Source organism: Ruegeria sp. YTSC004 (assembly GCF_059609805.1).
Map to the genome: position 1 here is coordinate 172,677 of NZ_JBXWMJ010000001.1, position 12,951 is coordinate 185,627.

Genomic DNA, 12,951 nt, shown 5'->3' on the forward strand with positions numbered 1-12,951 from the left:
GCGCGGATCGCACCGCTTGCAGCCAACCGCCACAGCCCATACGTTCGCGCAAACACAAAATCACGCGAGGCCCCTGATGCGCGACGCTGCCCCCACGACGATCTATCTGAAAGACTACACGCCCTTTGGCTATCTGGTGGACAGCGTGCACCTGACGTTCGATTTGGCCGCCCACGCAACCCGCGTCACCTCTCGCATCGCATTTCGCCCGAACCCGGAGGCCAGCGACAAGACGTTCTTCCTGCACGGTGAGGACCTCAAGCTGATCCGCGCATCCATTGATGGTGCGGAAATCACCCCCGAGATTACCGACAAGGGCCTGACCGTTGCTGCCCCCGACGCGCCGTTTATCTGGGAAGCCGAGGTTGAGATCGATCCCGGCAATAACACGGCGCTCGAAGGCCTGTATATGTCGAACGGCATGTACTGCACCCAGTGTGAGGCTGAAGGGTTCCGCAAGATAACCTATTACCCCGACCGCCCGGACGTAATGTCCACCTTTACCGTGCGCATCAACGGCGACCTTCCTGTACTGCTGTCCAACGGCAACCCTTCGGGCCAAGGCGAAGGCTGGGCCGAATGGACCGATCCGTGGCCTAAACCCGCTTACCTGTTCGCGCTGGTCGCGGGCGAGCTGATCGCCCATCCCGGCCAGTTCACCACCATGTCGGGTCGCGATGTGGAGCTGAACCTCTGGGTCCGTCCCGGTGACGAAGGCAAATGCGATTTCGGTATGGAAGCCCTGAAGAAATCCATGAAGTGGGACGAAGACGTCTATGGTCGGGAATACGACCTAGACGTGTTCAACATCGTGGCCGTAGACGATTTCAACATGGGTGCGATGGAGAACAAGGGGCTGAACATCTTCAACTCATCTGCTGTTCTGGCCAGCCCTGAAACCTCGACCGACGCCAATTTTGAACGGATCGAAGCGATCATCGCGCATGAGTATTTCCACAACTGGACCGGCAACCGGATCACCTGCCGTGACTGGTTCCAACTGTGCCTGAAAGAAGGGCTGACCGTTTTCCGGGATGCGCAGTTCACCTCGGACATGCGCTCGGCCCCAGTAAAGCGGATTGAGGACGCCATCGACCTGCGCGCGCGGCAGTTCCCCGAGGATAACGGGCCCTTGTCGCATCCCGTCCGGCCTGAGAGTTTTCAGGAAATCAACAACTTCTACACCGCCACCGTCTACGAAAAAGGTGCCGAGATCATCGGTATGCTGAAACGTCTGGTTGGTGATGAGGCCTACACCAAGGCTTTGGATTTGTATTTCGATCGTCACGATGGGCAAGCCTGCACCATTGAAGACTGGATCAAGGTGTTTGAGGACACCACCGGCCGCGACCTGAGCCAGTTCAAGCGCTGGTACAGCCAATCCGGCACGCCGCGCGTAACAGTGAGCGAAGATTGGAATGACGGCACATATACGCTGACACTGGCGCAGCACACCGAAGAAACACCTGGGCAGTCCGAAAAGCTGCCGCAAGTGATCCCAGTCGCTGTAGGTCTGCTTGGCCAAAACGGGGACGAGGTGCGCGCAACCGAGGTTCTGGAACTGACCGAAGCGCAACAAAGATTCCAATTCACCGGGCTGGCGGCAAAACCTGTGGCCTCGATCCTGCGAGATTTCTCGGCCCCTGTGATCCTTGAGCACGATCACACCGACGCCGAACGCGCCTTCCTTCTGGCCCACGACACCGATCCTTTCAATCGGTGGCAGGCGGGACGGTCTTTGGCGCAGGACACGCTGTTGCGCATGATCCTGGAAGACGCAACGCCGGGTGCGGATTACCTGGACGGGGTGTTGGCCGTTCTCCGCGACGGCGATTTGGACCCGGCGTATCGCGCCCTGATGCTGGGTCTGCCTTCGCAATCCGAGCTGGCGGCCGCGTTGTCCGACCGGGGCGAAACACCTGACCCGATGGCGATCTGGACAGCGGTAGAGACACTGCGACAGGCAACAGCCCAGCACGTCCAGGACCTGCTACCGCGTTTGCACAGCGAAACCTTGATCGAGGCAACATACAGTCCCGATGCAGACCAAGCCGGCAAACGTTCGCTTGGCAATGCCGCACTGGCCCTAACATCCCGGCTTGATGGTGCGGCAATGGCGGCCGAGCAATACGCGGCGGCTGGCAACATGACACAGCAGCTAAGCGCGCTGTCCTGCCTGCTGCGCGCAGGCAAAGGCGAGGCCGAACTTTCTGCGTTCTACGAACAATGGCAGCACGACCGCCTGGTGATGGACAAATGGTTTGCCCTTCAGGTCGGGATGGCCTCGCCGGCGGCCACGGCAGACATCGCCCGCACCCTGACCGAGCACGCCGATTTCAACTGGAAAAACCCCAACCGGTTCCGGGCGGTGATGGGTGCGCTGGCGATGAACCACGCCGGTTTCCACCGCGCAGATGGTGCGGGTTATGCGTTGCTGGCCGACTGGCTGATCAAACTGGACCCTGTCAACCCGCAGACCACGGCGCGGATGTGTTCGGCCTTCCAGACCTGGAAACGCTATGACGCGGACCGTCAGGACCTGATCCGCGCACAGCTGACCCGCATCGCAGAAACGCCTGACCTGTCACGCGACACGACCGAAATGGTCTCACGCATTCTCAACGCATGACGGAATTTGAATTTACGCGTCAGAACCGGGCACCGCGCACTGTTGGTGTTCTGATCTGCGTCTATGCGGCCTTGTTGGCACTTGTAATCCTGTTCGACGCGGCATGGTGGCTGGTGGTGCTGTTGGCGTTGCCTACGTTACCGGCCATTTGGGATATTACTCAGAACACCAGCGCAGGGCTGGTTCTTGATCAGAACAAACTGAGCTGGTTTACCGGCACCCGTGAGGCCGAAATTGATCGTTCGGACATTGATTATATCCGCTTCGACACGCGTTGGGATTTCTCGGTGCGCGTTTCATTGGTTCTGACATCCGGCAAGCGGATTCGGCTGCCTGATGAGTCGTCTCCACACCACAGGGACTTCGAACAGGTCCTGCAACAGGCTGGTTTTCGAATTGAACGTCATCACTTCGTCGCATTTTGAAACAATAGGTTCATTTTTGAAAAATTAGAGGCAAATATTAACCAGTCCCCTTCAAAGACCTTGAATTTGACACCGATTGCGGCAAAGCTCTTACCCTCAAGTTTCTGGTTTGTTTGTTTCGAGTGCCGCCATGTTCTGGTTTTTGAGGGACCGTTGGTCCCGTTCCCGATCTTCTACTACTCATCCCGCTGCATCCGGCGCGTATTTCGCTGACCCGGCTGTTTCGCCCGTGTTGCCGGACCAAGGGCAACTGAACATACCATTGGCTGATGTTCAGGCCCAGGATGAGATTGGGCGCAGCTCGATAGAAAAAGGCCGTTTCCTGGCCAGGCAGGATCGCTGGGCAGAATTGTCCGACCTGATGCGCAAAGCAGACGACGCACGGGACACTGCACCCGACGGAATGCCCGTCGCCGAATTGCTGGCGTTTGGGGCACGAGCCGATGTGGTTCTGGCCGCAGAGCACGCGCTGTCTGACGCCAAAGCGCTATCAGAATTTGATGTCATGAACGGCATTTCCGAATTGGAAGACGAGATGCGCGCGCACTCGGGCGACCCGATGATCGCCTTGGTTGTCGCTTTGGCCCACATTGACATGGCATGGGCATGGCGCGGGACAACGAACGAAGCAACCCTTCCCTCGCTGCACCAATCCCGCTGCGCCGCCCATTTCGATCGGGCAGCTGCAATCCTTCCCGATTGTCGCGAGGCCGCAGCGGAGAGCCCCATTGTCGCCTCGGCTGGCTGCGCAATTTTGGCGGGTCAGCGTAGAGCAAACACACGGGTAGCGGATGAATACGAGCGGTTGATCAAGCTCGACCCGATGAACCATCGACACATGCGCGCGATGGGCACTCACCTGCTGCCGCGCTGGTTCGGAAGCTATGGCGAGCTTGAGGTCCAGGCGCTTCGTATGGCGGCCCAGACCCGGGACATCTGGGGGGCCGGAGGCTATACTTGGGTTCAGTTCGATGCAATTGCTCTGGACGAAGAGGCCTGCGCGCGTCTGGATGTCGATTTCTTCCTGGAAGGCATGCACGATATTCTGCGCCTTCGCCCTGACCAGCAAACCGTCAACATGCTGTCGGCATACTGTGCCATCACGATCCAGAACGGCGCTGGCCAGTGCGACAAGGCTGATCTGGTGCGCAGCCAGATACACCAGGCTGCAAACTGGCTGATCCGCGACCACCTGACCGAATTGCACCCGTTGATTTGGGCCCATGCAGCAAATGGGTTCAACAACAGTGTTCGGATCAATTCACCTGAACGGTTTGCGGCTCGCGGGCAACGCGATGCTCTGCGTGCAATTGGCGATCTGTTCCGTGATGAGCTGCGCAGCGGATTGGATGTGACCTTTACTCCGACGGGTTTGCGCCTATCCGGGCACTGATTCCCCCTTGCCCCTAGGCCGTGCCGGGCCTAATACGCAGGCTTAGACTTCTGCGGAAATGAGGCGCGCCATGCTCGACCTGACATACGAAATGCCCAAACCCAAAACCATTGCCGGGGCCAAGCACGATTGGGAACTGGTCATCGGGATGGAGGTGCATGCGCAGGTCTCGTCCAATGCCAAGCTGTTCTCGGGCGCATCGACCCAATTCGGGGCTGAGCCGAACTCGAATGTTGCATTCGTGGACGCCGCGATGCCGGGAATGCTGCCGGTGATCAATGAATATTGTGTTGAACAGGCGGTACGAACCGGTCTGGGCCTGAAGGCGGATATCAACCTGGTATCGGCCTTTGACCGCAAGAATTATTTCTATCCCGACCTGCCGCAGGGTTACCAGATTTCTCAGCTGTACCAGCCCATCGTGGGCGAAGGTGAAGTGCTGGTGGAAATGGGCGACGGCACAGCACGCATGGTGCGGATTGAACGCATCCACATGGAACAGGACGCAGGCAAATCGATCCATGACATGGACCCGCATATGTCCTTTGTCGACCTAAACCGGACCGGTGTTTGCCTGATGGAGATCGTCAGCCGCCCCGATATTCGCGGCCCCGAAGAGGCGGCAGCCTACATCGCCAAGATGCGCCAGATTCTGCGTTATCTGGGCACCTGCGATGGCAACATGCAAAACGGCAACTTGCGGGCGGACGTCAATGTTTCGATCTGTCTACCCGGTGCCTATGAAAAGTATCAGGAAACGCAGGACTTCTCGCATCTGGGCACCCGTTGCGAAATCAAGAATATGAACTCGATGCGCTTTATTCAGCAAGCGATCGAAGTCGAAGCGCGTCGTCAGATTGCCATCGTTGAAGGTGGCGGCAAGGTCGATCAGGAAACCCGGCTATATGACCCGGACAAGGGCGAAACACGGTCGATGCGGTCCAAGGAAGAGGCGCATGACTATCGCTACTTCCCTGACCCAGATCTGCTGCCGTTGGAGATTGAGCAGGCATGGGTGGACGACATCGCCGCCAAACTGCCCGAACTGCCCGACGACAAGAAGGCGCGGTTTATCAGCGAGTTCGGCCTGACGGATTATGACGCATCTGTTCTGACAGCCGAGGTGGAATCGGCTGCCTATTTCGAAGAGGTCGCCAAAGGCCGCAACGGCAAGTTGGCCGCAAACTGGGTCATCAACGAACTGTTTGGTCGCCTGAAGAAAGAAGACCACAGCATCACCGACTCGCCGGTTTCGCCTGCGCAGTTGGGCGGGATCATCGATCTGATCGCCTCAGACGCCATTTCTGGCAAGATCGCCAAGGATCTGTTCGAGATTGTCTACACCGAAGGCGGCGACCCGGCACAGATCGTTGAAGAACGCGGCATGAAACAGGTCACCGACACCGGTGCCATCGAAACTGCGCTGGACGAAATCATCGCGGCCAACCCATCGCAGGTCGAAAAAGCCAAGGTGAACCCCAAACTGGCAGGCTGGTTTGTTGGTCAGGTCATGAAGGCAACTGGCGGCAAGGCGAACCCCAAAGCCGTCAATGAGTTGGTCAGCAAAAAGCTGAGCTCGTAAACCTTTCGGTTCAAGAAACTGCAACGGAGTGGTCCGTGCATCTGGCGCGGACCACTCCGGCCCCGCGCGCGGGGCGCAACAGACAAAACAGAATTTGCCCAATGGGCGATGATGACTGTTCGAAACCCGACAACATGTTAGATTGCCAGGGATCGGCAACCAGGAAAATCTGATGCAGCGCTACGAATACAAAGTTGTCCCCGCCCCGCTGAAAGGCACCAAGGCCAAGGGCGTCAAAACTGCCGAAGGGCGGTTTGCAGTGTCGATCGAACAGATCCTGAATCAGATGGGGCAGGATGGCTGGGAATACCAGCGTGCGGAACTTCTGCCCAGCGAGGAACGCGCTGGCCTGACCAGTTCCACCGTGAACTGGCGCAACGTTCTGGTGTTTCGGCGTGAGATTGCAGCTGAATTTTCTTCGGAGCGTGAGGCGGTTGAGGACAGCGACGATGCCCCCGTGGCTCAGCCGGTGCCTGGACCAGAAGAAGTGCAGGCCCCTGCACCGATTTCAGAAGAGGTCAAAGATCCGCCATTGACCCTGAAGCCAACAGACCTGTCCGAAAAGGACAAAGAGCAGACCTAAGCGGTCTGCTCGGGTTTTCATAGCCTGCAGCTGAATTTTACTCGGCAGCGCTTGCTGCTTGGCTCAGATCCTGCGCCAGCATCAGTGCATTTCCGTCCGGGTCGTAGAACGTTGCGGTGCTGACCATGCCCTCGATCGTTTCAGTCGCCCCATCGAACCTGACGCCCGAGGATTCGAGCGCCTGACGCGCCGTCGCAATATCCGACACCCCGAACACCGGCACCGTATTGCCAGGCGCAGGCTCGGCCTGTTCACCCAGGCCCAAGGTCACACCGTCGGTTTTGGTCTTCATCTCGCTCCAACCGGCCTCGTCAATATGGTGGATCAGCTCAAACCCCAGCTTGGCCTGATACCATTCGGCACTGACATGCCTGTCTTGCACGGACATGGCGAGCGTGATCGTGTTTTCCAGTGAAACGAGTGGCATTAAACTATCCTTTTGGCGAAAATTAAAGTAACTATACTTTATGGACATAACGATTCTTGTCAAGCTTACATCCCGCGCCTGGTCCCTGAACATTCTGGCGTTGATGCATGAAGGCACGCCGGGACGACAGGCACCGCTACTGGCTGCGACAAGCGCCGGCAGAACCGCTTTTGCACAAAGCCTTGACCATTTGATTCAATTGGGTTTTCTGGAACGGAATCCCGGCCACGGTCATCCGTTGCGTCCCGAGTTTCGATTGACCCAAACGGGTGAAACTGCGGCCGAAATCGCCAGCCGAATCGTGAATGCCGTGCCAGATGACGCTGATTTCGCGTTACTCAGACGCAGTTGGACGGCACCTATTCTGGCGTTGACCGACAGGCCCCAACGGTTCTCGACCCTCAAATCCGGTCTGATCACGATTTCCGATCGCGCACTTTCGACGTCGCTTCATCGCCTGGAAAAGCAAGAGTGGATACAGCGAGACATTGATGCGACGCACCGGCTGCCTTTTCCCACCTATCGCGCGGTGAATCAGGGAATCGCGGTTAACAGGGCCATTACTCTGGTCGCCTAGGCACCGACCAAAGGGCCTGTTCAGGTATCAATATCCAGCGCCAGCGCATGAATGCGGGGCACGATGTCACCCAGTGCCTTATGTACGGCCCGGTGGCGGGCGACGCGGGATTGACCCTGAAAAGCGCTGGCACGAATACGGACGTTGAAATGGCTTTCGCCGCCCTCTTGAAACCCGGCGTGTCCTCGGTGGCTTTCGCTGTCATCCACGACTTCCAGCTCACGCGGTTCAAAGGCTGCCATCAGGCAGGTTCGGATCTCGTCGGTAACAGTCATTTTTTTGCTCACGGGCGAAAATTTTACCGCCCCCCCTCTTCTACTTTCGGCTGCTTAGACTAAACTGCTGCCTCCGAGTCGAAAAGATGCGTTCTTAAGGATGAGCACATGGTGAAGTCAGACCCCTTCGGATTTGATATGTCCGTATCCACTTCGAAGAAAAAGAACCCGCGCGGGCGTCGCGGAATGTCGGGCGCGTCTGAAACCTCGACGCGTATCTGCGATCACGAAGGTTGCGAAGAACCGGGCAAGTTCCGTGCACCCAAGGCCCCTGACGTTCTGGACGACTTTTTCTGGTTCTGCCAGCAGCACGTTCGCGAATACAACAACAAATGGAACTTCTTTGACGGCACCACCGAGGCCGAGCTGAACGCCCAGCGCTCCAAGGACAAAGTGTGGGAGCGCGAAACAAAGCCAATGGGCGATCCCGAAGCGCGCGCATGGGCGCGTCTGGGCATCGAAGACCCGCATCAGGTACTTGGCGCAAACAGCACCCAAAACAAAGGGCGCACGTCAGGTGGTGGCGGTCGTCGCCTGCCCCCCACGGAACGCCGCGCGATCGAAATTCTGGAAGCCAACGACAGCTGGACCAAGGCCGAGGTGCGCAAAGCGTACAAAAAGCTGATCAAGGTGCTGCACCCTGACATGAACGGCGGCGACCGTTCCCAGGAAGAGCAGTTGCAAGAGGTCGTCTGGGCGTGGGATCAGATCAAGGACAGCCGGAACTTTAGGTAGTCGTCTTATCGACGACCGTACATGCGCAAAAGCGCCTCTGTTTCGGGGCGCTTTAGGCACCGCACGCGAGTTTGTTCCAAAGTGGGTTTAAGGCTGAAACGATCCGGGAATAGCATACCAAGCTCCTCGACATCTTCGCGATCGAATGACAAAAGCGCCATGTCGCCCAGAAACAAGCTTTCTGTCGGCAAACCATGCGAAATCAGTATCGCATGGCGATCACAGGCAACGTGGAAATACGTCACGGCCTCATCGGGCCGCACTTGTCGAATTGTTTTGTCATTGACCAAATGAATTGCCGCAGCAAAAACTCTGGGCTCTCCAAACAGCAATTCGGCGCGCCACCCTTCGAGAACAATCCTATGCTGTGGGGACACGTATAAATCACGATCAGGCAAACCGTCCCCGATTGCCCCTTTCTGGATGCAAACAGGGCGCAATCGCGGGTTTCGCTGCAACGCTTCCGCGCTCATGGTCTTTTTGCCAATCCAAAGGATAGGCAACAGCGCACCGCTGGAAACGCGAACTTTGTCCCCAACCGACAGTTCTTCGACAGGGCGAGGGCCTTTTTCGGTTTCTATCAAAGTGCCCTTTACGAAACATGGCACTGTTCCGGCAGGAAGGTCGACTGTCACACTGAGAGAGGCATTGTTACCATTTCCCGGATTTCCCGTCGTCGCGCGTATTAGAACCGTGAGTTGCGTATTCGGGGGAATGTCTGCCCCCTCAGTAAGCTCAACGGTCAGAACTCCGCTCGGTGAAATCGAAACAGTGTAGTCGGAAGGATCCAATCCACCATTGCCAGTTACGGTCACGCTCCACGTCACAGCTTTGGTCGCGGTATACTGCTCCGCAACCGAGCTCGACCCACTGGGGATGGAGATAGAAGTCGGACCTGAGATTACTAACGACATTTTTACCTACACTCTTAAAAACAAAATCGGGAACCGCTTTTGCACAATCATATATGCATATTTAACTCATCATATCTTACTATTGCAATGTTAATGCTTCACGGGACTGCGTGGCGGCGTTCTGGACCCAAAATTCGTGCTGTCCAAGATTTGAAAGATTAGCTCGAGACATTGGACGCAACGTCGATAAGGCCAGTTTCAAAGAAACATCCGCCTAAGTACCTACCAGCACGGCTTTCCCTTGCCCTTGCCCGCAATATGTTGCACCACACACGAGTTCAAACCCGGCAACGCGGGGCAAAGGATAAGGACAAGGCGAATGGCTGACGGATCGATCGACGTAAACGCAAAACCCACCGAAGAAATTTCGGTCCGTGACGTGTTCGGTATTGAAACCGACATGGCGATCAAGGGCTTTGCTGACCGCAGTGACCGCGTACCCGCGATCGACCCGACCTACAAGTTTGACCCGGAAACCACACTGGCCATTCTGGCAGGCTTTTCCCACAATCGTCGTGTGATGATCCAAGGCTATCACGGCACGGGCAAATCGACCCATATCGAACAGGTCGCAGCCCGCCTGAACTGGCCCGCCGTGCGTGTGAACCTCGACAGCCACATCAGCCGGATCGACCTGATCGGCAAGGACGCCATCAAACTGCGTGACGGCAAACAGGTCACCGAGTTCCACGAGGGTATCCTGCCCTGGGCGTTGCGCAATCCTGTCGCCATCGTGTTCGATGAATACGACGCGGGCCGTGCCGACGTGATGTTCGTGATCCAACGTGTGCTGGAACACGACGGCAAGTTGACCCTGCTGGACCAGAACGAGATCATCACGCCGAATCCCAATTTCCGCCTGTTCGCCACGGCAAACACTGTGGGCCTGGGCGATACAACTGGCCTCTATCACGGCACGCAACAGATTAACCAGGCTCAGATGGACCGCTGGTCGCTGGTCTCGACGCTGAACTACCTCAGCCATGATGCCGAAACGATGATCGTTCTGTCCAAGGCGCCGCACTACAATACCGAGAAAGGCCGCAAGACCGTCAGCCAGATGGTCACTGTTGCCGACCTGACCCGGACCGCCTTCATGAACGGTGACCTGTCCACAGTTATGAGCCCTCGGACCGTTATCAACTGGGCCCAAAACGCCGAGATTTTCCGTGATGTGGGTTACGCTTTCCGCCTGTCCTTCCTGAACAAGTGTGATGAGCTTGAGCGCCAGACCGTGGCCGAGTTCTATCAACGTTGTTTTGATGAGGAACTGCCGGAAAGTGCAGCGAGCGTAAGCTTGGGGTGAAAGCCTTTTTTGTCATAGCATCGATCTGGGTCGTTTTTGATTCATTTTGGCTATTTGACAAAGTAGGTTGGAAAAAGTCGGCGCCTTCAGACATGACGGCGTCGCAATATGTTCACCTGATACGGCTGCGTTGGGAGTACGCAATACTTTTCCTAGCAGCAATGATCTGGAGTACGTTCATTGTCTAAACCTAACGACAACCCCGCCGATCCGTTCAAGAAGGCCTTGGCCGAGGCCACCAAGGTTATGGCCGACGATCCAGAGCTGTCTGTAAGCTATACGGTCGACCCCTCGGGGCTGTCGGGCGAGTCGATGCGTTTGCCGCAGGTTTCTCGGCGGATGACTCGCGAAGAGGTTTTGCTGGCGCGCGGTACGGCGGATGCTTTGGCGCTGCAGCGCCGATATCATGACGATGCGACCCATAATCGCTATGCACCTCCGGGTGATATGGCGCGGGATCTTTATGAGGCCATGGAAGTTGCCCGGTGTGAAGCGATGGGCGCGCGGGATATGCCCGGCACCGCATCAAACATCGATGTCAAGATCGGGCATGAGGCGCTGCGCCGTGGGTACGACCAGTGCAAGCAACCCGCAGATGCCCCCTTGTCGGTGGCCGCGGGTTATCTGATCCGCCACTTGGCAACCGGACGCGACCTGCCGCCTGCGGCCGAGAACATCATGAACCTCTGGCGTGGCTTCATCGAAGAGCAGGCTGGTGGCACGCTGGAAAACTTGCAGGACATCCTTTCGGATCAGGCCGAGTTTGCCAAATTTGCCCGCCAGATGATCAAGGATCTGGGGTATGGCGACCAGTTGGGCGAAGACCCGGACGAACTGGACGAAGATCAGGAAGATCAGGCTGAGGACGACGCCGAAGAACAGCCCGATCCCGACAGCACCGGTCAGGATGATCAGGACGAACAGGACGCCGACGCGACCCCTGAGCAAACTCAGGAAGAGCAGCAGGATCAGTCCCAGGCCCAGGTCTCGATGGACGAGATGGCCGAGGATGAGATGGGCGAAGAGGCCGAGATGCCCGAGGGCGAGGCACCGTTGGAGCCACCTGCCCCACCGCCAGCGTCCGAGGCCGACCCGGATTATAAGGTTTACCTTGGAACCTTTGACGAAGAGATCGCAGCCGAAGACCTGGCCGAGCCTGCCGAATTGGAACGGCTGCGCGCCTATCTGGATCAGCAGCTTGAGCCGCTTAAGGGTGCCGTCAGCCGTCTGGCGAACAAACTGCAGCGCCGTTTGCAGGCGCAACAGAACCGCTCTTGGGAGTTTGACCGCGAAGAAGGTATTCTAGATGCCGGGCGACTGGCGCGTGTTGTGGCCAACCCGACCACGCCGCTGAGTTTCAAGGTCGAAAAAGACACTGAGTTCCGCGATACGGTGGTGACACTGCTGCTGGATAACTCGGGCTCGATGCGCGGTCGTCCGATCTCGATCGCGGCGATCTGTGCCGATGTTCTGGCCCGGACGTTGGAACGTTGCAACGTGAAGGTCGAAATCCTTGGCTTTACTACGCGCGCTTGGAAAGGTGGCCAGGCACGTGAGGCATGGCTGAATGACGGTCGCCCGCAACAGCCGGGGCGTCTGAACGATCTGCGCCACATCATCTATAAAGGCGCGGATGCCCCGTGGCGTCGCGCGCGACCCAACTTGGGTTTGATGATGAAAGAAGGCCTGCTGAAAGAGAACATCGATGGTGAGGCGCTGGAGTGGGCGCATCGCCGGATGCTGGCGCGACGCGAACAGCGTAAGATCCTGATGGTGATCTCGGACGGCGCGCCGGTTGATGATTCAACGCTCAGCGTTAACCCCGCGAATTACTTGGAAAAACACTTACGCGACGTGATCGGAATGGTCGAAAAACGTAAGATGGTCGAGCTTTTGGCCATTGGTATCGGCCACGATGTAACCCGATACTACGACCGCGCGGTAACGATCACGGATGTCGAACAGCTGGCAGGTGCGATGACTGAACAGCTGGCGGCATTGTTCGACAGCGATCCTCGGGCACGTGCACGCGTGATGGGGATGAAGAGGGCCAGCTGACGCTGGCCCTGCCTCCGGCAGAAGTATTTTTCAAAAGATGAAGGGGC

Annotated in this window: 12 protein-coding genes; 9 read left to right on the forward strand and 3 right to left on the reverse strand. The window is 57.4% G+C overall.

What is annotated here, in order from left to right; all coding sequences use genetic code 11:
• Positions 1-76: 76 nt before the first annotated feature.
• The 5 genes from pepN to AC2FFP_RS00885 all read left to right on the forward strand — a co-directional run bounded on the left by pepN (position 77) and on the right by AC2FFP_RS00885 (position 6,612).
• Positions 77-2,629: an aminopeptidase N gene (gene pepN / locus AC2FFP_RS00865; RefSeq protein WP_496843534.1), complete on the forward strand. Its 2,553-nt coding sequence runs from the start codon at positions 77-79 to the stop codon at positions 2,627-2,629.
• The gene (locus AC2FFP_RS00870) at positions 2,626-3,054 is read left to right on the forward strand and encodes a hypothetical protein (protein WP_496778067.1); all 429 of its coding nucleotides are present in this window, start codon (positions 2,626-2,628) and stop codon (positions 3,052-3,054) included. Before pepN ends, AC2FFP_RS00870 begins: the two co-directional genes overlap by 4 nt.
• Before the next feature lie 130 nt (positions 3,055-3,184).
• The gene (locus AC2FFP_RS00875; RefSeq protein ID WP_496738025.1) at positions 3,185-4,447 is read left to right on the forward strand and encodes a hypothetical protein; all 1,263 of its coding nucleotides are present in this window, start codon (positions 3,185-3,187) and stop codon (positions 4,445-4,447) included.
• A gap of 70 nt (positions 4,448-4,517) precedes the next feature.
• Complete coding sequence (gene gatB, locus AC2FFP_RS00880; RefSeq protein WP_496738026.1) at positions 4,518-6,029, forward strand: Asp-tRNA(Asn)/Glu-tRNA(Gln) amidotransferase subunit GatB; 1,512 nt, start codon at positions 4,518-4,520, stop codon at positions 6,027-6,029.
• A gap of 172 nt (positions 6,030-6,201) precedes the next feature.
• Positions 6,202-6,612, forward strand: a complete 411-nt coding sequence (locus tag AC2FFP_RS00885; RefSeq protein WP_496767983.1) for a DUF4177 domain-containing protein — start codon at positions 6,202-6,204, stop codon at positions 6,610-6,612.
• A 37-nt stretch (positions 6,613-6,649) separates the two neighbouring features.
• Here the strand turns inward: AC2FFP_RS00885 and AC2FFP_RS00890 are convergent, their stop codons facing one another.
• On the reverse strand, positions 6,650-7,039 hold the full coding sequence (locus tag AC2FFP_RS00890; RefSeq protein WP_058274355.1) for a VOC family protein: 390 nt from the start codon (positions 7,037-7,039) through the stop codon (positions 6,650-6,652).
• A gap of 40 nt (positions 7,040-7,079) precedes the next feature.
• On the opposite strand from AC2FFP_RS00890, the gene AC2FFP_RS00895 reads away from it, so the two are divergent.
• Positions 7,080-7,616 (forward strand): winged helix-turn-helix transcriptional regulator, encoded by a 537-nt coding sequence (locus tag AC2FFP_RS00895; protein WP_496880623.1) that lies wholly within the window; start codon positions 7,080-7,082, stop codon positions 7,614-7,616.
• Positions 7,617-7,636: 20 nt separating this feature from the next.
• Here the strand turns inward: AC2FFP_RS00895 and AC2FFP_RS00900 are convergent, their stop codons facing one another.
• Positions 7,637-7,891 carry a BolA family protein gene (locus AC2FFP_RS00900; RefSeq protein WP_058279592.1) on the reverse strand — a complete coding sequence of 85 codons (255 nt, stop codon included), beginning with the start codon at positions 7,889-7,891 and terminating at the stop codon, positions 7,637-7,639.
• A 108-nt stretch (positions 7,892-7,999) separates the two neighbouring features.
• Between AC2FFP_RS00900 and AC2FFP_RS00905 the strand changes: the two genes are divergently transcribed.
• On the forward strand, positions 8,000-8,626 hold the full coding sequence (locus tag AC2FFP_RS00905) for a J domain-containing protein (RefSeq protein ID WP_058274352.1): 627 nt from the start codon (positions 8,000-8,002) through the stop codon (positions 8,624-8,626).
• 5 nt (positions 8,627-8,631) lie between these two features.
• On the opposite strand, the gene AC2FFP_RS00910 is transcribed toward AC2FFP_RS00905, so the two are convergent.
• Positions 8,632-9,540 (reverse strand): Hint domain-containing protein, encoded by a 909-nt coding sequence (locus AC2FFP_RS00910; protein ID WP_496767979.1) that lies wholly within the window; start codon positions 9,538-9,540, stop codon positions 8,632-8,634.
• 319 nt (positions 9,541-9,859) lie between these two features.
• On the opposite strand from AC2FFP_RS00910, the gene cobS reads away from it, so the two are divergent.
• A complete protein-coding gene (gene cobS, locus AC2FFP_RS00915; protein WP_058274350.1) occupies positions 9,860-10,846 on the forward strand; it encodes a cobaltochelatase subunit CobS in 987 nt (328 codons plus the stop codon).
• A gap of 180 nt (positions 10,847-11,026) precedes the next feature.
• A complete protein-coding gene (gene cobT, locus AC2FFP_RS00920; protein WP_496767977.1) occupies positions 11,027-12,904 on the forward strand; it encodes a cobaltochelatase subunit CobT in 1,878 nt (625 codons plus the stop codon).
• Positions 12,905-12,951 lie beyond the last annotated feature (47 nt).